The sequence below is a fragment of the Labrenzia sp. CP4 genome (genome assembly GCF_001579905.1).
Classification (GTDB): domain Bacteria; phylum Pseudomonadota; class Alphaproteobacteria; order Rhizobiales; family Stappiaceae; genus Roseibium; species Roseibium algicola.
In genome coordinates this window covers 3147881-3166237 of the sequence record NZ_CP011927.1, presented here as the reverse complement: position 1 = coordinate 3166237, position 18357 = coordinate 3147881, and the positions used below count along the sequence as shown (strand labels likewise).

The window sequence follows — 18357 nt, the reverse complement described above, 5'->3', positions numbered from 1 at the left end:
TTAGTGGATCTCTACGCTGCGCGGCAGATATGAGCCGTCCGTCTGTTCCTCGAAAATCTCTTCAACCTGCGGATGGCGCACCGGTTCACCGGTCATATCCGCTTCCAGGTTCTGTTCGCTGACATAGGCCACATATTCGGTCTCCTCGTTCTCGGCGAGGAGATGATAGAACGGCTGGTCGCGCAAAGGACGCACGTCCTCCGGGATGGCGTTCCACCATTCTTCCGTATTGCTGAAGGTCGGATCGACATCGAAAATAACGCCACGGAAGGGGTAGATCCGGTGCCGGACGACCTGGCCAATTCTGAATTTTGCCGTTCGCATGGTTACTCGTCCGCATACTGCATGCACTGCCGGGATACCGTGTCGGCAGCCGGCGTGCAAGCATTGTAACATTAAACCTTAGACGACGAGCCTTGCGAAAGTCTAAAGGCTATAGACCTCCGCGAGTTCCGCGTCCTTGGATGCAACCAGTTTTGCAAGATCGACGATCACCTTTGCCTGCTTCCAGGTGGCGTCATCCTGCATTTTGCCGTCGATCATCACGGCACCGGTTCCATCCGGCATCGCTTCAAGGATCTTGCGGGCAAAGGCGACTTCGCCCGGATCCGGAGAGAAAACCTTCTTCGCGATATGGATTTGCGTCGGATGCAGGGACCACGCGCCAAGGCAGCCCATCAGGAATGCATTGCGGAACTGGCTTTCGCAGGCCGCCGCGTCGGAAAAATCACCAAAGGGGCCGTAGAAGGGCTTCAGGCCGTAAGACAGGCAGGCATCGACCATCTTTCCGACCGTGTAATGCCAGAGATCCTGCTGATATGCGGTTCTGCCGCCTGTGCCATCAGCATCTGAAAGAACCGCATAGTCGGGATGGCCGCCGCCCACACGTGTTGTTTTCATTCCACGGGAAGCCGCAAGGTCTGCCGGTCCCAGGCTCATGCCGTGCATCCGCGGACTGGCCGCTGCAATCTCTTCGACGTTCTTGACGCCTTCGGCCGTTTCCAGAATGGCGTGGATCATGATCGGCTTGGAAAGACCAGCCCTGGCTTCAAGCTGCGCAAGCAGTTGGTCGAGATAATGAATGTCCCAGGCGCCTTCCACCTTGGGAAGCATCACCACGTCGAGTTTTTCTCCGACCGCAGGAACGATTTCAAGAAGGTCATCAAGAAACCAGGGACTGTTGAGGCAATTTACCCTGGTCCACAGGCCAGTGGTTCCGAAGTCATTTTCCTGCGCCATCTGAATGAAGCCCCTGCGGGCATCGGTCTTGGCATCGGCGGGGATTGCATCTTCAAGGTTGCCGAGGACGACATCGACGTTCTTGATGAGATCCGGCACCTTGGACCGCATCTTTTCAATATGCGGAGGGACGAAATGGATCAAGCGCTCCAGCGAGACGGGAAGCTCGCGATACGGGTCCGGCGCGCCGATTGCGAGCGGCTTGTAGAATGCGCTTGGGGTTTTCATGAAACAGCTGTCCTCCACCAGTTTGAGGAATAGCTATAACGTCAATGCTGCGCTGCAACCATACCCCGAAAGGAGAACAGGCTTAATCGTCTTCCGGGCGAGCCGCTGCTGCACGCCGGGCCTGCTTCTGGGCAGACGTTTTACCTGGAGGTGCCCACTTCTTGTGGATCCACATCCATTGTTCGGGGTGTTCGCGGATCCAACTTTCGAAAATTGCGTGGATCCTTGCTGTTGCGACCTCGATATCCGCCTGCCTGTCATCCGTTACAGGCACTTCGACGGCCTGGGCCACAATCCGGAAATGCACACCTTTCTTGCGTACGACCCGGCCGAGAACAATTGGCACGTTGCAGGACCGGGCGAGCGAAGCCGGGACTGGCGTGGCGTATGCCATCTGGTCGAAAAAGGGCACTTGCACACCGCGCGTTTCCCTGAGATCTCCCATCATCGCGACGATACCGCCGCTTTTCAGGGTCGCCAGGATCTTGCGAGCTGTCTGGTGGCTTTTCGACAAAAGACCGCCTTTGTATAGGTCTTTCCTCAGCGCCTGCAGGGCCTTGTCGGCCTCCGGATTGCGCAGAGCCTGATAGACGCCCGTTATCTCGATACCGCGCCGGACGGCGGGCTGAACACACAATTCCCAGTTTGCACTGTGAAATGAAACGAACAAACAGGCACGCTCGCCGTTCAGAACCTGTCCGGTGATTTCATCCGCAACTGCTTCAAACCGGTAGTCCTGTTTCAGAAGTCGGTCGATGTGGAATGTTTCGGCTGCCACGCGGCCGAGGTTCTCCCACATCCCACGCACAATCAGTTCTCGTTCCGCGCGCCGCATGCCCGGAAAGGCCTTCTTCAAGTGGCGCAGAGCACGCTTGTGTCTGGGATTGAACGGTGCCAGCCGACGCCAGAAGGCGCCCATGACATAGGAGGCAACGTCTACGGGGATCAGGCGGAACAGCCAGATGGCCAACGTCAGCGCAAAGCCTTCCACCCGGTTTTGCACAGCTGTGAGCTTCGGGTGTTTACGATGCTTTTTTTTGCGGGACATTACGACCGAATGCTTTCATGTTGTCCGCCCGTCCTGAAAAGAGGGCACTTCCGACCTTGTCCGACTGATTGGGGCCTTGCGATGCGCCCTCAGACCTGATTGGAATGCGGATCACCGAGGTGACCTCCAAGTCACGCGTCCATATCCAAGCCAGGCGCAAGATGCAAGCGCCTTCAAACCCAACCAACCGCGATACAACGCGTCGTCTTCATCTTTGGTATTTGAATGCAGAACGTCATTTCACTGGCTCTTCCGTTTTTCGGACTGATCCTTCTCGGCTTCGGTGCCGGCAAGATCAAGAACCTGCCCGAGGCAGGCCTGAGCTGGATGAACTTCTTCGTGATCTACCTGGCCCTTCCGGCGCTCTTCTTCCGTCTGTTGTCTGAGACACCGATCGAAGAACTCGCAAATGCGTCCTACATTACCGCCACGACCTTCACGACCTACATCGTGTTCGCGATCTCCTTCTGCATAGGTGTGGTCGCAACACGCGGCAACATCGGCGAATCCACGATCCTGGGCATTGCCGGCGCCTATTCCAACATCGGTTACATGGGGCCGGGGTTGACGCTGGCTGTTCTGGGTGAGCAGGCAACCGTACCGACCGCGCTCATTCTGGCCTTTGACAATGCACTGATGTTCATTCTGGCGCCGCTGATGATGGCATTGGCCGGTACCGAAGAAGAATCGATCCTTGGGACCTTGAAGAAGATTGTGGTCAGGATCTTCACCCATCCGTTCATCCTGGCTACGATTGCCGGCGTCTTCGCCGCCGCGCTGGAGATCAAGCCACCTCAAGCGATAGATACGCTTCTGCGCTATCTCAGCAACGCGGCAGCACCTTGCGCCCTCTTTGCCATGGGCGTAAGCATTGCGCTTCGTCCGATCGGTCGGATACCGCTGGAACTGCCGCTGGTGCTGGGTGTGAAGTTGCTGTTGCACCCGATCCTGATTTTTCTGCTCCTGACATGGCTTGGCGGCTTCGATCCCAACTGGATCGCGACCGCGGTTCTGATGTCCTGCCTGCCGCCGGCGACAAACGTCTTTGTTATAGCGCAGCAATATGGGACGTATGTTCAGCGGGCGTCGAGCTTCGTCCTGATAGGAACGGCCTTGTCGATCGTCACCGTTACCGGTTTCATCTGGGCATTGACGAGCGGTTTCCTTCCAACCGGTGGCTAGAAGATCAAACCAGACATCCCGGTATCAACAAGAGGGCTTGTGGTGAAAGACAATCCGGAAGTCCTTGCGATATTCGAAAGTTACCCGCCGGATATCCGCGAAAGACTGCTGACCATCAGGTCACTGATCACCGAGACGGCAACGCAGCGCGACGATATCGGAGAACTGGAAGAAACCTTGAAATGGGGTCAGGCCAGCTATCTGACGAAGCGCCCGAATACCGGAACGACAATCCGGATAGACCGGGACAATTCCGGGGCAGGGGACGTTGCTCTCTATGTCAATTGTCAATCTTCACTGGTGTCTGACTGGCGCACAATGTTCCCGGAACTCGTCTTTGGCGGCGATAGAAGCGTTCACTTCAGTCAAGGTCGGCCGTTGCCAGAAGATGCACTCCGCCAGATGATCGCCATGGCTCTGACGTATCACAGCGCCAAGCGATCAGCAGCACGGTCACGTGTTTGAAAGCAGCACCAAAAAGCTGTCTATCGATGCAATTGAAACGCGGTTCCCGGTGCAATGCCTTCCCGCATGAGCAGGCGCCGCAACGGACCAATCTTGCCGGCCAGATACATGCCCGCGCTTCGCGCAGCCTGGACCGGCAGAAAGCCTGTCAGCAGTGATCTGTTCAGCATGTCCACCGCGTTTGTCCGTGTCCGGATATCGCTGAACCGTTTCTTCTCATAAGCACTCAAAACGGTCTTGCCACCAAAGTCGGCGTGCGCGCGCACCGCCGATGCCACGACGGAGATGAGGTCCCGGATATCACGCAACGACAGGTTCAGACCCTGCGCGCCAATGGGCGGAAAGACATGCGCGGTCTCGCCCACAAGCGCCAGACGCGGCCGAACCAGGGAAGTGGCAGTCAGTCCTGAAAGCGGAAAACTTTGTGGTTTCGTAGACAGTTTGAAACGACCCAGTATCGAATGTGCCCGCCGTTCGAGTTCCGCTTCCAGGTCCTCCTCCGTCATCGCCAACAGATCTGCAGCACCGTCTGCAGTTTCCACGCAAACAAGTGACGACTGTCTGCCGGGGAGAGGTACCAATGTGAACGGACCAGTCGCAGTATGGAATTCGGTCGAGACCTGCTGGTGTGGAAGCCGGTGCTCAAGGTTCAGAACAACAGCCACCTGCGGATACGACCAGCTTTTAACTTCAATCCCTGCCGCTTCACGCAGTGTTGACCGGCGGCCATCTGCGGCTACGGCCAATTTGGCAAAAATCGTGCGACCCTCGCGGGTGACGAGAGTAGCGTGTTCGTCTCCGAACTCGGCATTCTCAACGGTGTCCGAAATCTCTTCCAGTCCGGATTGCGCAGCACAAAATTTTTCAAGTACCGCGTTAAGTTCACTGTTCAAGATATTGAAACCAAACTCTTCGAGGCCAAGTTCAGAACTGTCGAAGACCACTTCAGGTGCACGAAAAAGCCGCCCCGTGCTGTCGATCATGCGCATCTTCTTCAAGGATGCGGCGTTGCCTTCTATGTCCGACCAGACGCCAATATCGCGCAACAGATCGATGGAACGCTGCCACAGCGCGGTTGTCCGGCCATCCTTTATTTCCATTGAGGGGGCAATCAGGACGCAGGACAGTCCCTGCTGGGCCAGAGCAAGAGCAGCAATTCGCCCGGATGGCCCTCCGCCGACGATTGCAATGTCAAACTGTTCCGGCGCGTGGCTGCTGGACATGGTAAAATTCCATCTGATTTGATCTTGAGATCTAAATTGCTGTTTGCGGGCTCAAAATCAACGGGACGAATACACGCAGGGCATTCAAGGTCGACCATGAGTAAGATCAAATGCCTGCTTCGACTAATCCGCTAAGACGTCTCAAGCCCCCGGACCAACACGCCACCTTAAGGCCGAAATGACGAGTTTGACCCGCACACCTTCCAATCAGGCCGGTTCCACCAAGCCGGAACAAAACATGCGTGGCTGGCCGCTAGTGCTTGTGCTGGTCTCGATACTAGCCGCCGCCGGCTGGGCATATCTGATTGCAATGGTTGCCGACATGGTACCGGTCATGGATATGAGCGAAGCCGGACCCGGCATGGTGATTCTCAACAGTTTCAACCAGTTCGCAGGTTTGCCTGCGGAAGCGCGGGCCGCACTTGCGGTTCTTTGCCTGCCGTCCAGCGCAACATTCGGAATGCCAGGTGCGGACATGACGACGGTTGATCTTGTGAAGATCTTCCTGATGTGGGCAATGATGGCCCTTGCCATGATGTTGCCTACGGCCGTGCCGATGCTTCGGACCTATTACACCGAAATTTCGGCGCAGTTCAGCGGTACGGCAACGCCGGTACTTCTCGTTATCACCGCAATGTTCGGCTATCTGGCGGTCTGGCTTGGCTATGCGGTTGCAGCAACCGCGGCGCAATGGGCTTTGTCCCGGGCAGGCGCCATGACGGATATGATGGCACCTGCAAGCATGGCTCTGACGACATCGGTCCTCTTTGCCGCGGGTTTGTATCAGTTCACTCCCTCCAAGAAAGCCTGTCTCCGGCGCTGCTGGTATCCGCGCTGGGTGTTTGCCGGTAACGATGCGGGGCCGGGAGCGATGTCGGGCTTGCGGGAAGGACTGGTGCAGGGCTGGGTGTGCCTTGGCTGCTGCTGGGCGGTAATGACTGTCATGTTCGCGGTCGGCCTGATGAACATCGTCTGGATCGCGTTGCTCGGCGCGTTGATGGCCATTGAAAAAACGTTCCCGAGCCGCATTCTGCCGCCTGCCATCGGGGCTGTTCTGCTGGTCTGTGCAGGTATCCTCGTTTCCCTCATCCTTTTGGGAAATGCGGCAACCTAAATTCACTGCTATTGGTGCGGGGACTGTTTTTTAGGTTCACACTGTCATACGATTGCAATAAAGGACCGTATCAGCGTCAGTGTGTGATCCATGGGCCAGCGGGTCAATCGTGAACCGCACACATCTCAGAACGCAAATGCACCAGTTTACTGCGTTCAGATCATAAAGTGAGGGAACCCCGTGGCGGATATTACACCAGGTAAAGAGAGGACTGAGCCCGCTCTGTTCCTGATCCATATCCTGACGGCTTCCGGTGCTCCGATCGCTCTTATTGCCCTCTTGGCAGGTGCGCGTGAAAACTGGGCGGAGATGTTCGCCTGGCTTGGACTGGCATTTTTCATCGATGGCATCGATGGCCCGCTGGCGCGCCGTTACAAGATTGCAGAGCGTCTGCCTCGCTGGTCCGGTGCCTCGCTGGATTTCGTGATCGACTACGCCACTTACGTGTTTCTTCCCGCTTTCGCGCTTTCCTGGAGCTTGATGCTGACAAGCCCTTGGAACTGGATTTGTGGCGGGCTCGTGGTCTTTACCGGCGCTCTTTATTTTGCCGACAACGGCATGAAGACACCCGACGGCTCCTTCAAGGGTTTTCCTGCTGGATGGAACATGGTCGTTTTCGGCCTCATGGTTCTGTCGCCATCTCAAAGCTTCACGATCATGTTCGTGCTCTTGTGCTGCGCATTGACGTTCGCACCGGTCCGCTTTGTCCATCCTGTCCGCGTGCGTCGCTGGCGCATGATTACCTTGCCGGTGACACTGCTCTGGATGGGATTGGCCGCCTACGCAATTCTGGATGGTATGGTTTTGAACGGCCCGCTCGCTTGGGCATTCACGGCAGCCAGCTTCTATCTGCTGCTGGTCTCTGCTGTTCAGCAATTGCTCGACAGGGTCGACTGACCTTTCCCTGCATTCAAAATCCAGTTTCGGCACTGGCGCGAAACAAGGCGCCGGTGTTGTGCCGCGCTTTCTTTTGAAGCGCTGACCGGAAGGAAACATCACGAACGCTTGATGCCATTTATGCTTCTGAATGACCTTTTCCGATGGCATTGAAATCATTTATGGTCTTGCCAACTTCAATTGCCGCAAGACCAAATCGGTCTCGGCCCATCACCCCGGGGATAAAGTCATGGTTCAAGCAATCTGCGTACACGAAACCGGTGGACCGGATGTCATGCGCTGGGAACATATCGAAGTCGGTGAGCCCGGCCCAGGTGAGGCGCGCATCCGCCATACGGCAGTCGGCCTCAATTTCATTGATACCTATTTCCGCTCTGGTCTCTATCCAGCCCCTGCCGGCGTGCCGTTCAGCCCCGGCAACGAGGGGGCAGGGGTCGTGCAGACGGTCGGTGAGGGCGTGACACATCTCAACCCCGGCGACCGTGTTGCCTATGTTGGCCCGCTCGGTGCCTACGCGCAGGAAAGAATCGTGCCCGCTGACCGTCTTGTCGTCCTGCCAGACGGGATTGATGACAAGACTGCTGCCGGCATGATGCTGAAGGGCATGACGGCACAGTATCTTCTGCGCCAGACCTATTCCGTTGGCCCGGACACGACACTGCTGTTTCACGCTGCTGCCGGAGGCGTCGGCCTGATTGCCGGTCAATGGGCGGCACATCTCGGCGCCACTGTCATCGGCACGGCCGGTTCGGAAGCAAAAGTCGAACTTGCAAAGGCACATGGCTACCAGCACGTGATCAACTACCGGACTGAAAACTTTGTCGACAGGGTAAAGGATATAACCGGCGGCAAGGGCTGCGACGTTGTTTATGACAGCGTCGGCAAGGACACCTATCCCGGATCGCTCGACTGCCTGAAACCGAGAGGTCTTTGGGTCACTTTCGGTCAGTCCTCCGGGCCGATTGCCGACTTCAACCTGGCGCTCCTTGCCCAGAAAGGCTCTCTGTTCGCAACCCGGCCGACGCTGTTCAGCTACATCGCAAGCCGCGAAGCGCTGGAAGCGACCGCGGGCGAATTGTTTGATGTCGTCCAGAAAGGCATCGTCAAGATCGGCGTCAACCAGGAATACAGGCTTGCCGATGCCGTCCAGGCGCATCAGGACCTTGAAGGGCGCAAGACTACCGGCACCACGGTCCTGATCCCCTAAGAGCAGGAATTTCATGCGGTCCGGACGAGCACAGGATCTTTCTCGAAATCTTTACAGCCCGGCGATGCGCTATTTTCTGGCCGTCGCCGAGGCCGGCTCGATCCGCGCCGCGTCCCGGGAGCTCAACGTGGCATCATCAGCCATAAACCGGCAGGTTCTCTGGCTGGAAGAGGCGCTAGGACTGCAGTTGTTTGACCGTGTCGGCCGGCGCCTGCGTCTGTCGCAAGCCGGAGAGTTGCTGCTGGCACATATCCGGCGCACCTATTCCGATTTCGAAGGTACGGTTGCCGAACTCGACGCCTTGAAGGGACTGCGACGCGGTACGGTTTCGATTGCAAGCGTCGAAAGCGTTGCCGAAAAGCTCCTCCCGGCGGTCATCAGCACGTTTCGCAAGAGCTATCCCGGCATTCACGTGAATGTCTCGATTTCCTCATCCAGAGAAGCCGCCCGAAAGGTGGAGGCGGCTGAAGCGGATGTCGGCTTCACTTTCGACCCGCCGGAGACCTCGGCGCTCACAACCGCCTTTCACCATGATCTCGTGATCGGAGCACTCATGCGTCCGGATCATCCGTTGGCCGGAGCGAAAACACTTGGACTGCAAGACTGCCTGAAATATCCGGTGGCGCTGCCCGCAGAAGGACTGTCACTGCGCACCCGCCTGGACATCGTTCGAAGCCGGATACCCGGCGCTTCGCGCACATATGTGGAAGCCAATTCGCTCAGGCTGATGCGAGCCCTCGCCAGGGAGGAACAGGTAATTGGCTTTCAGACGATGATCGGTTGCGAAGACGACCTTGCCAACGGTTTCCTGATCTTCAAACCTTTGTCCGATACGCCGCTTCAGGCCGACCGACTCTGTGTGGTAACGTCGTCTCTGCGTGCTCTTGCGCTTGCGCCGGGCATGTTTTTCGACCATGCCGTGTTCGCTTTGAGGGACCAACTTACAGCTCTTGATGCCAAATAGGCAACATTGCGGTCTCAAATGAGCGCTTTGGTTCCATGTTTTTTTAAGGCACATTTTTTGTGACAGTTTTGCGGCAATGCGCCGTGCGAGGGAGAAAACTGATGGGGCGTTTGCCTACGCACGATCTGAATACAGCCCTGGTAGGGCCCGAAAGCGGCCTGCTGAGCAGGCTGTGGAGCATGGGTAGGGCACCTGGTCAGTATGCTTCGCACCGGGTACTCCATGACCACCATTTTGCGGCTCGTGATGCAATGCTCCCAATGCATGCGGAGTGTTCAAACTGTTACGCATCAGATGTCTCCGGTCCGGTTTTGGCTAACATGGGGAAGCAGGCCCATGCGTGACACGATCCGTTTCCTCAAGGGTGGTGAAATCGTTGAACTTGCGAATGTCGGTCCAACGGAAACCGTTCTCGATTACTTGCGCCTCCGCCGCCGCGAAACCGGAACGAAGGAAGGCTGCGGCGAGGGTGACTGCGGGGCCTGCACCGTCGCCCTTGGCCGATTGATCGACGGCAAGTTGGTCTATCAACCCGTGAACAGCTGCATCCAGTTGCTCGGCATGATTGATGGCGCTGAACTGGTGACTGTCGAAGACCTCTCCGACGATACGAGGCTCCACCCGGTTCAGGCCGCGATGGTCGAGATGCATGGCTCACAATGCGGGTTCTGTACACCCGGCTTCATCATGACGCTTTTCACGCTTTATCATGACGCAGGGGCGGAAAAATCACGCAAGACCGTAACCGAATGGCTGGCTGGAAACCTTTGTCGGTGCACCGGCTATAGGCCGATTATCGACGCGGCGTTGGACTCTTGTTTTGATGCAGCAGACGATGCTTTTTCCTGGCGTGCTCATGAAACGCGGGAACAGTTGCGACAATTGTCCGACAGCAGCGATGTCTACATCGGAAATAGCGACTGCTTCTTTTCCTCGCCGGCAACGCTTGACGGTTTGGCAGCTCTTTACGGCCAGCACCCCAATGCGACCCTCGTTGCCGGGGCGACAGATGTCGGTCTGTGGATCACGAAGCATCTGCGCGACTTGCCCAAGATGATTTGGCTTGGCCGAATAGAGGGCCTCGACCGTGTGGAAGACAGTCCGTCCGGAGTGCTGATCGGCGCAACGGCTACTTATGCCGCGACCGAAGAAGCCATGACCGGCATTTCATCAAACCTGGGTGAACTCTGGCGCCGGATCGGCTCGAAGCAGGTTCGCGCCTCGGGAACAGTCGGTGGCAACATCGCCAATGGCTCGCCGATCGGCGACACGCCCCCTGCATTGATCGCTCTGGGAACAACTCTGGAACTGCATTCCGCAGAAGGCTCAAGGGCGTTGCCGCTGGAGGAGTTTTTCATCGACTATGGCAAGCAGGATCGCAGACCGGGAGAGTTCGTCACCGGTCTCTTCGTGCCCCGGCTTTCTGCAAATCAGGCTTTCCGTTGCTACAAGATCACCAAGCGCTTCGATCAGGACATCTCATCCGTCATGGGAGCATTCCGCCTGACTGTGGATGGAGAAGGCATGGTTACGGATGCCCGGATCGCCTTTGGCGGCATGGCAGGAACACCGAAACGGGCAACCGGTGCGGAAGCTGCCTTGAAAGGAGCTTCGCTGGACGATCCGTCCACCTGGGGCGCTGCCATGCAGGCATTGCTGTCCGATTACACGCCACTGACAGATATGCGCGCAAGTGCCGAGTACCGAATGGAAACGGCGCGGGCGTTGCTCGCAAAGACCCTTATGGAGGTCAGCGGCACCGCACCGGAAGAACTCCGTGTGCTTGCCAAGCGGGAGGCAGGCCATGACCGCGCAGCTTGACCCCAATGACCTGACAACACCCCTGAAACATGTCCGCAAGGCGTTGCCGCATGACAGCGCGGCTAAACACGTTTCCGGTACGGCGACCTATATCGACGACATGGTCGAACCCGTTGGCACGCTTCACGTGGTGCCCGGCTGGTCCAGGCAGGCTGTCAGGGGCAGGATCCTGGCAATGGATCTTGAAGAGGTCCAGGCTTCACCTGGTGTGGTTGCCGTCCTGACCGCGAAGGATGTCCCAGGAAAGAATGACTGTTCATCCGCCTTTGGCGATGATCCCGTTTTCGCCGAGGATGAAATCCTGTTTTACGGGCAGGTCGCCTTCGCCGTCGTCGGCGAAACAAGAGACCTGGCGCGCAAAGCGGCGTTGAAGGCAAAGATCGATATTGCACCGATCACCCCCATCCTGACGGCTGAAGACGCTGTCGACGCCGACACCACAGTGCTTCCTGATTATCAGTTCCGGCGTGGTTCGCCTGAAACCGGCATGAACGCAGCCGAGGAAATCCTCACTGGCAGCATGAAAATCGGCGGACAGGAGCATTTTTACCTGGAAGGCCAGGTCGCAATGGCCCAGCCACAGGAAGACGGCGGCATGCTGGTGTATTCCTCGACCCAGCACCCGACCGAAATTCAGCACACGGTTGCCAAGGTGCTTGGAGTGCCCGATGCCGCTGTCACGGCTGAGGTTCGCCGCATGGGAGGTGGTTTCGGCGGCAAGGAATCGCAGGCGAACCAATGGGCTGCCCTGGCGTCCGTCGCAGCCAGTCACACGGGCCGAACCTGCAAGATCCGCCTCGACCGCGACGACGACATGATCATGACCGGCAAGCGACACGACTTTAAGGTCAACTGGCAGGTCGGCCACGATAGCGAAGGTCGCATCCGTGCTGTCGACATGGAATTCCTGGCCCGTTGCGGCTACTCGGTCGACCTGTCTCTTGGCGTGAACGACCGGACTCTTTTTCATGCCGATTCGAGCTACTTCTACCCGGATGCACTCATCCGCTCCCGGCGCTTGCGCACGGACACCTGCTCCAACACCGCATTCCGCGGGTTCGGTGGACCGCAAGGCATGCTCGCTGCCGAACGTATGATCGATGCGATCGCGATCAGTCTCGACAAGGACCCGCTCGAAATTCGCAAGCTGAATTTCTATGACGGAGAACGGAACCTGACGCCTTTCGGCATGCCGGTGGAAGAGTTTCAGGTCATGCATGACCTGATCGCCCAATTGGAAGAGAGTTCAGACTATTGGGCACGACGTGATGATGTGCGCTTCTTCAACGAAAACAACGCTGTTCTGAAAAAGGGACTGGCCCTGACACCGGTTAAGTTCGGCATTTCCTTCACGCTGAAACATCTCAACCAGGCCGGTGCGCTCGTTCATCTTTATACCGACGGTTCGATTCACCTGAACCATGGTGGCACCGAGATGGGCCAGGGGCTGTATCAGAAAGTTGCGCAGGTTGTTGCGGAGGAATTCGGTGTCAGCCTGAACAAGGTACGCATCACCGCCACCAACACCTCAAAGGTTCCCAACACGGGCCCAACGGCTGCATCTTCCGGGACAGACCTCAACGCCATGGCCGCCAAGCTGGCGGCGAAGGAAATCAAGAACCGACTGATAACCTTCCTGTGCGAACTGCATCAATGCGGACCGGAAGCAATCTTCTTCGGCGATAACAAGGTGGTTGTCGGTGACCAGAGCTTTGCCCTTTCGGAAGTCGCCAAGCTGGCGCACATGGCACGTATTCAGCTTTCACACGCAGGTTATTACGCAACGCCAGGGATAACGTGGGAGAGAGAAAGCGCTACCGGGCGCCCCTTCTATTACTTTGCCTTTGGCGGCGCATGCGCCGAGGTGACAATCGATACGATGACCGGCGAGATGACCGTCGACCGGGTGGATATTCTTCACGATGTCGGCCATTCGCTGAACCCTGCGATTGACCTGGGGCAGATCGAAGGTGGCTTTGTTCAGGGGATGGGGTGGCTTACCACCGAAGAACTGGTCTGGGACGAAAAGGGGCGCCTTCGTACCCACGCTCCCTCGACCTACAAGATCCCGACAGCATCCGACATTCCAGAGGAATTCAACGTCCGTCTCTATGAAGGCAGCGGCAACCCTCAGGCAACCGTTTACCGGTCCAAGGCCGTTGGCGAACCGCCTGTCATGTTGGCCAATGCAGTGTTTTGCGCGATCAATGATGCCGTCGCGAGCCTTAGCCCGGGAGTTGTTCCCAATCTGGACGCACCGGCAACACCTGAGGCAATCATGAAAGCCGTCCAGGATATGCGCCGGAGGAAGATCTCCTGATGAAGGTCTGGGGGCACATTGCCGACTGTTTGAAGCGAAACGGCGCTTGTGCACTTGTAACCGTTGCTCGTGCCGACGGCTCGACACCACGCGAAGACGGTGCTCGTATGGTGGTAACGGCTGGTGGTGGATTTTATGGCACGATTGGTGGCGGCACGCTTGAGTTCGAAGCCATCCGCCGTGCACACAAAGCTATCCTGGATGGCGTGGCCAGCTTCGAGCTCCACAATGTCTCGCTTGGCCCGGACCTCGGTCAGTGCTGCGGTGGGCGTACGCAAATCGCCATCGAGGTGCTGACAACGTCATCGCTTGAAATGGCTCAGACACTCTCGCTTCGGGAAAACGACGGAACGCAGTTTTCCACCGAGGCCAGTATTGTGAACGGTGTGGTGCAGACACGCGATCTGCTGCCGGACGTTTCAACGAACCGCTTCTTCCTTCAACTTGACCAAAAAACGGGCAAGCAACTGCTGATCGAGCAATTTGGCAGCAAGCGGCGCGAACTTTATCTGTTTGGTGCAGGGCATGTAGGAAAAGCTGTTGTCCTTGCGCTCGCACCTCTGCCTTTCAGCGTGACATGGATCGACAGCAGGGCGGACCAGTTTCCGGCTGCAGTTCCGGGAAATGTCCGGAAAGTTTCAAACCCTGATCTAGCTGTCTGCCTTGAACAAGCCCCTGATGGCGCCTTTGTCCTGGCGATGACCCACTCGCACGCCCTGGATGAAGACATCATGGCACGTGCCTTGCTTCAACAACGCTTTGCCTATTGCGGTGTGATCGGCTCCAAAACCAAGCGGGCGCGCTTCCTGAAACGACTGAAGGCCCGGGGGCTGAATGACACTTTGACGGCAAACATGGTCTGTCCCGTCGGGGTGACTTCAGTCAAATCAAAACAACCCGCTGCAATCGCTGCAGGAATAGCTGTCGATCTGCTGGTTCGGGACGAAGCTGGAAATCATCAACAGGCCGCTGCAGCCGGGGGGCTTGCACAAAAACTAACACTTGGTCAATAAGGCGGCATTCGCTTGGGGGACGGCGTGGCAGAAACAGAAACGATGACAGGGGACGGCGGCACGGCGCGGCAGAGCAGATCCGGAAAGGATACTTTGCTCGATGCCCGGGGCCTGACCAAACGATTTGGCGACATTCTGGCGAACGACAGGGTCGATCTCGTCATAAACAAGGGTGAAATACATGCACTCCTTGGCGAAAATGGCGCAGGCAAATCGACCCTCGTAAAAATGTTCTACGGTTCACTGGAGCCGGATGGCGGTGAAATTCTCTGGCAGGGCCAACGGGTCGACATCGGCAACCCGGCAGCTGCTCGCGAACTCGGCATCGGGATGGTGTTCCAGCATTTTTCGCTGTTCGAAGCCTTGACGGTTGCTGAAAATATCGCGTTGGCATTGCCAAATCCGGGGCGAATGTCTGAACTCGCCAATCGGATCCAATCCGTGTCGCGCGATTATGGCTTGCCCCTGAATCCGGACGACATTGTCGCGGACTTGCCGGTCGGCATCCGCCAGCGTATCGAGATTGTGCGATGCCTGCTTCAGGAACCGCAGCTGATCATCATGGACGAACCGACATCGGTGCTTACGCCCCAGGAAGCGGATCTTCTCTTCCTGACGCTGGAGCGCCTGGCCAAGGAAGGCTGTGCCGTTCTGTACATCAGCCATCGGCTGGAAGAGGTCAAACGCATTTGTCACCACGCGACGATCCTCCGGCATGGCCAGGTGGTGCGCGAATGTGACCCGACCAAGGAAACACCGGCATCTCTGGCCAGCATGATGGTGGGAGCCGACGTTGCCTCCGTAAGCGCCAGCTCTCAAAAGCCGCAGATCGGCGAAACCCGGCTTGCCCTGAAGAACCTGTCCGCAAAAGCCGCAACGCCATTTGCAACAGCGCTGAACAAGGTCTCGCTGGATCTCAGAGCCGGTGAAGTGGTTGCGATCGCCGGCGTTGCAGGCAACGGCCAGGGTGAGCTCTTCGACGCGATCTCCGGTGAAATGCCAGTGGCAGCCGACATGGTCGTTCTGGACGGCAAGCCCTGCGGCAACAGGAACATTACTTGGCGACGCAGGCAGAACGCGGCTTTCGTGCCAGAAGAACGTCTCGGCCACGGCGCCGTACCGGGCATGAAACTATCGCAGAACATCGTTCTGACGCGCCACAGAACCGGCGACAAGCTGGTCAGTGGTTTCTTCGTCTCCAATGCCAATGCAGGCAAGATGGAACAGCGCATCAAGAAGTCCTTCGACGTGCGCATGTCCCATGACGATCCGGAAGCTCGTTCGCTTTCAGGGGGCAATCTTCAGAAATTTGTAGTCGGCCGCGAGCTGGACCGCAAACCTGGTGTGCTGATCGTGAACCAGCCAACGTGGGGTGTCGATGCCGGTGCCGCCGCTCTTATCCGGCAGGCACTCATCGACCTTGCCCGCTCCGGATCGGCGGTGCTGGTGATCAGCCAGGACCTGGATGAAATATTCGAAATCGCCGACCGGATTGCGGTTATTTCCAGAGGCTATCTGTCTGCGGCCGAGCCGACTTCAGACATGAACCGCGAGCGGGTCGGCCTGCTCATGGCAGGCGGCGCGGAAGCGCAAGGGGAGGTTGCCTGATGCGCGTCGAACTCGTGAAAAGAAAAGAGCACAGCCGAAAGATGGCACTGCTGTCGCCGTTGATCGCTGTTGGTCTGACCGCAATCGCAGCCGGACTCATTTTCTCAATATCCGGACATAACCCATTGTTTGGATTGTATAAGTTCTTCATAGAACCTCTGACACAAGAATGGTCTCTCAACGCGACAATCGCCAAGGCAACACCGCTCATCCTGATCGCCTGCGGCTTGTCGGTTTGCTATCTGTCGAACAACTGGAACATCGGTGCTGAAGGCCAGTTCGTCGTCGGCGCGCTGTTCGGCTCTGCTCTGCCCATTCTGATGCCGGACTTCGAAAGTGCTGCCACGCTTCCCTTGATGATGGCTTTCGGCGCTATCGGTGGGGCACTCTGGGCCCTGATCCCGGCACTATTGAAAACCAGGTTCAATACCAACGAAATCCTGACCAGCCTCATGCTGGTCTATGTCGCCAGTCTCCTGCTGGACTACCTGGTTCGCGGACCGTGGCGGGATCCCGGCGGTTACAACTTCCCGGAATCGGCGCTCTTCTCCGACGCCGCCACCTTGTCCACCGTCCCCGGCACGTCACTCAGCTATGCGGCCCCGATCACGTTGATCGTCGCAGTCGTGCTTGCGGTGGTCCTCGGCAAGACCATAAAGGGTTTCGAGATCAGGGTGATGGGCGAAAGTCCTCGCGCAGGCAGCTTTGCCGGTTTTTCTGCAAAGAAACTGACGCTGTTTTCCTTCGCAATTGCCGGTTGTCTTGCAGGCCTTGCCGGCACGATGGAAGTGTCCGGCGCACTCAACCAGCTCCTCCCGACCATCTCTCCCGGCTATGGATTTACAGCCATCATCGTCGCCTTTCTGGGAAGGCTGAATCCCTTCGGTATCATCGTCGCGGGTTTCGTGTTGGCATTGTCCTATATCGGCGGCGAAGCGGTGCAATCGGCGATGGGTGTCTCCAACAAGATTGCCAGTGTCATTCAGGGCCTTCTGCTGTTCTTCGTGCTCGCCTGCGACACACTCATCCTCTATCGCATCAGATTTGTCAGCCGGCGTGGTTCGGCAGGGGAGGTCTCCCATGTTTGAAGCCGTTCTCCTGACTGTTATCACCGCGGCAACACCGCTGTTGATTGCTGCGATCGGCGAACTCGTCGTTGAACGCTCCGGTGTTTTGAACCTTGGTGTCGAAGGCATGATGATCATGGGGGCCGTGGTCGGATTCGCCGTCGCCAATCAGACCGGATCCGGGACGCTCGGCGTCTTTGCGGCAATTGCCGCCGGCATGGCCATGTCGGCACTTTTTGGCTTCCTGGTGCTCGTCCTGGTAACCAATCAGGTGGCAACCGGTCTTGCCCTGACCATTCTCGGCGTCGGCTTCTCCGGCCTGATCGGGGAGGCCTTCATCGGCATTCCGGGTCTTAAACTGCCGGATCTCTACATTCCTGTACTGTCCGACATTCCGTTTTTCGGGCCTGTCTTCTTCCAGCAGGACGCGCTCGTTTATGTGAGTTTCGCATTGGTCATCGCAGTTGCCTATTTCCTGTTCCGGACCCGGCTTGGCCTCGTGCTTCGGTCTGTTGGTGACAACCACGTGTCGGCTCACGCTCTTGGTTATTCCGTTATTCGCATCAGGTTCGCAGCGGTTCTTTTTGGCGGCGCCTGTGCAGGTCTTGCGGGTGCCTACATGTCGCTTGCCTATACGCCTCAGTGGGTTGAAAACATGACTGCAGGCCGAGGCTGGATTGCGTTGGCATTGGTCGTGTTCTCGTCCTGGCTGCCGCTTCGCGTGGTTGTTGGCGCCTATCTGTTTGGTGCAGTCAGCGTCCTGAACCTCCACGCCCAGGCAGTTGAGCTGGACATTCCGTCCCAACTGCTGTCCAGCTTGCCGTACCTTGCGACTATTTTGGTGCTTGTGCTCATTTCGGCAAACCGCAGACTGACGCTCGTCAACACGCCAGCCTGTCTCGGCAAGCCATTCGTTCCAGACCGGTAAGCCTCCCAGCCACCGGTCGGCCCGGCCCCGGTG

Annotated in this window: 16 protein-coding genes; 12 read left to right on the top strand and 4 right to left on the bottom strand. The window is 57.5% G+C overall.

The features are described from left to right. The 3 genes from hspQ to ACP90_RS14725 all read right to left on the bottom strand — a co-directional run bounded on the left by hspQ (nucleotide 1) and on the right by ACP90_RS14725 (nucleotide 2515). Entirely contained in the window at nucleotides 1-324 is a 324-nt protein-coding gene (gene hspQ / locus ACP90_RS14735) for a heat shock protein HspQ (RefSeq protein ID WP_022998644.1), read from the bottom strand. A gap of 102 nt (nucleotides 325-426) precedes the next feature. Continuing rightward, the gene (locus ACP90_RS14730; RefSeq protein WP_062488762.1) at nucleotides 427-1467 is read right to left on the bottom strand and encodes a CoA ester lyase; all 1041 of its coding nucleotides are present in this window, start codon (nucleotides 1465-1467) and stop codon (nucleotides 427-429) included. Between the two features lie 82 nt (nucleotides 1468-1549). After that, nucleotides 1550-2515 (bottom strand): lysophospholipid acyltransferase family protein, encoded by a 966-nt coding sequence (locus ACP90_RS14725; RefSeq protein ID WP_062488761.1) that lies wholly within the window; start codon nucleotides 2513-2515, stop codon nucleotides 1550-1552. Between the two features lie 225 nt (nucleotides 2516-2740). On the opposite strand from ACP90_RS14725, the gene ACP90_RS14720 reads away from it, so the two are divergent. Further along, nucleotides 2741-3697: an AEC family transporter gene (locus ACP90_RS14720; RefSeq protein WP_062488760.1), complete on the top strand. Its 957-nt coding sequence runs from the start codon at nucleotides 2741-2743 to the stop codon at nucleotides 3695-3697. Nucleotides 3698-3739: 42 nt separating this feature from the next. Continuing rightward, on the top strand, nucleotides 3740-4162 hold the full coding sequence (locus tag ACP90_RS14715; RefSeq protein WP_062488759.1) for a DUF1801 domain-containing protein: 423 nt from the start codon (nucleotides 3740-3742) through the stop codon (nucleotides 4160-4162). Nucleotides 4163-4182: 20 nt separating this feature from the next. On the opposite strand, the gene ACP90_RS14710 is transcribed toward ACP90_RS14715, so the two are convergent. After that, a complete protein-coding gene (locus tag ACP90_RS14710; RefSeq protein ID WP_062488758.1) occupies nucleotides 4183-5385 on the bottom strand; it encodes a UbiH/UbiF family hydroxylase in 1203 nt (400 codons plus the stop codon). Nucleotides 5386-5563: 178 nt separating this feature from the next. Here ACP90_RS14710 and ACP90_RS14705 point away from each other — a divergent pair, with 178 nt between their 5' ends. The 10 genes from ACP90_RS14705 (at nucleotide 5564) to ACP90_RS14660 (ending at nucleotide 18324) form a co-directional block, all read left to right on the top strand. Beyond that, nucleotides 5564-6499, top strand: coding sequence for a DUF2182 domain-containing protein (locus ACP90_RS14705; protein WP_062488757.1), 936 nt, complete (start codon nucleotides 5564-5566; stop codon nucleotides 6497-6499). A gap of 180 nt (nucleotides 6500-6679) precedes the next feature. Then, entirely contained in the window at nucleotides 6680-7396 is a 717-nt protein-coding gene (locus ACP90_RS14700; protein ID WP_062488756.1) for a CDP-alcohol phosphatidyltransferase family protein, read from the top strand. A gap of 229 nt (nucleotides 7397-7625) precedes the next feature. Then, complete coding sequence (locus tag ACP90_RS14695) at nucleotides 7626-8603, top strand: quinone oxidoreductase (RefSeq protein ID WP_062491650.1); 978 nt, start codon at nucleotides 7626-7628, stop codon at nucleotides 8601-8603. Nucleotides 8604-8616: 13 nt separating this feature from the next. Then, complete coding sequence (locus ACP90_RS14690; RefSeq protein WP_062488755.1) at nucleotides 8617-9567, top strand: LysR family transcriptional regulator; 951 nt, start codon at nucleotides 8617-8619, stop codon at nucleotides 9565-9567. Between the two features lie 336 nt (nucleotides 9568-9903). Next, on the top strand, nucleotides 9904-11388 hold the full coding sequence (gene xdhA / locus ACP90_RS14685; RefSeq protein ID WP_062488754.1) for a xanthine dehydrogenase small subunit: 1485 nt from the start codon (nucleotides 9904-9906) through the stop codon (nucleotides 11386-11388). Then, entirely contained in the window at nucleotides 11372-13708 is a 2337-nt protein-coding gene (xdhB, locus tag ACP90_RS14680) for a xanthine dehydrogenase molybdopterin binding subunit (RefSeq protein ID WP_062488753.1), read from the top strand. The genes xdhA and xdhB overlap by 17 nt, the downstream gene beginning before the upstream one ends. Next, complete coding sequence (gene xdhC, locus ACP90_RS14675) at nucleotides 13708-14721, top strand: xanthine dehydrogenase accessory protein XdhC (RefSeq protein WP_062488752.1); 1014 nt, start codon at nucleotides 13708-13710, stop codon at nucleotides 14719-14721. Before xdhB ends, xdhC begins: the two co-directional genes overlap by 1 nt. A 42-nt stretch (nucleotides 14722-14763) precedes the next feature. After that, nucleotides 14764-16329 (top strand): ABC transporter ATP-binding protein, encoded by a 1566-nt coding sequence (locus ACP90_RS14670; protein WP_062491649.1) that lies wholly within the window; start codon nucleotides 14764-14766, stop codon nucleotides 16327-16329. Then, nucleotides 16329-17417 carry an ABC transporter permease gene (locus ACP90_RS14665; RefSeq protein ID WP_062488751.1) on the top strand — a complete coding sequence of 363 codons (1089 nt, stop codon included), beginning with the start codon at nucleotides 16329-16331 and terminating at the stop codon, nucleotides 17415-17417. Before ACP90_RS14670 ends, ACP90_RS14665 begins: the two co-directional genes overlap by 1 nt. Then, nucleotides 17410-18324 carry an ABC transporter permease gene (locus ACP90_RS14660; RefSeq protein WP_022998630.1) on the top strand — a complete coding sequence of 305 codons (915 nt, stop codon included), beginning with the start codon at nucleotides 17410-17412 and terminating at the stop codon, nucleotides 18322-18324. The genes ACP90_RS14665 and ACP90_RS14660 overlap by 8 nt, the downstream gene beginning before the upstream one ends. Nucleotides 18325-18357: the final 33 nt, after the last annotated feature.

Excerpts from the sequence above, each read along its gene's own strand:
- hspQ (WP_022998644.1), bottom strand. The coding sequence starts at position 324 with ATGCGAACGGCAAAATTCAGAATTGGCCAGGTCGTCCGGCACCGGATC.
- ACP90_RS14730 (WP_062488762.1), bottom strand. The coding sequence starts at position 1,467 with ATGAAAACCCCAAGCGCATTCTACAAGCCGCTCGCAATCGGCGCGCCG.
- ACP90_RS14725 (WP_062488761.1), bottom strand. The coding sequence starts at position 2,515 with ATGTCCCGCAAAAAAAAGCATCGTAAACACCCGAAGCTCACAGCTGTG.
- ACP90_RS14720 (WP_062488760.1), top strand. The coding sequence starts at position 2,741 with ATGCAGAACGTCATTTCACTGGCTCTTCCGTTTTTCGGACTGATCCTT.
- ACP90_RS14710 (WP_062488758.1), bottom strand. The coding sequence starts at position 5,385 with ATGTCCAGCAGCCACGCGCCGGAACAGTTTGACATTGCAATCGTCGGC.
- ACP90_RS14705 (WP_062488757.1), top strand. The coding sequence starts at position 5,564 with ATGACGAGTTTGACCCGCACACCTTCCAATCAGGCCGGTTCCACCAAG.
- ACP90_RS14695 (WP_062491650.1), top strand. The coding sequence starts at position 7,626 with ATGGTTCAAGCAATCTGCGTACACGAAACCGGTGGACCGGATGTCATG.
- ACP90_RS14690 (WP_062488755.1), top strand. The coding sequence starts at position 8,617 with ATGCGGTCCGGACGAGCACAGGATCTTTCTCGAAATCTTTACAGCCCG.
- xdhA (WP_062488754.1), top strand. The coding sequence starts at position 9,904 with ATGCGTGACACGATCCGTTTCCTCAAGGGTGGTGAAATCGTTGAACTT.
- xdhB (WP_062488753.1), top strand. The coding sequence starts at position 11,372 with ATGACCGCGCAGCTTGACCCCAATGACCTGACAACACCCCTGAAACAT.
- xdhC (WP_062488752.1), top strand. The coding sequence starts at position 13,708 with ATGAAGGTCTGGGGGCACATTGCCGACTGTTTGAAGCGAAACGGCGCT.
- ACP90_RS14670 (WP_062491649.1), top strand. The coding sequence starts at position 14,764 with ATGACAGGGGACGGCGGCACGGCGCGGCAGAGCAGATCCGGAAAGGAT.
- ACP90_RS14665 (WP_062488751.1), top strand. The coding sequence starts at position 16,329 with ATGCGCGTCGAACTCGTGAAAAGAAAAGAGCACAGCCGAAAGATGGCA.
- ACP90_RS14660 (WP_022998630.1), top strand. The coding sequence starts at position 17,410 with ATGTTTGAAGCCGTTCTCCTGACTGTTATCACCGCGGCAACACCGCTG.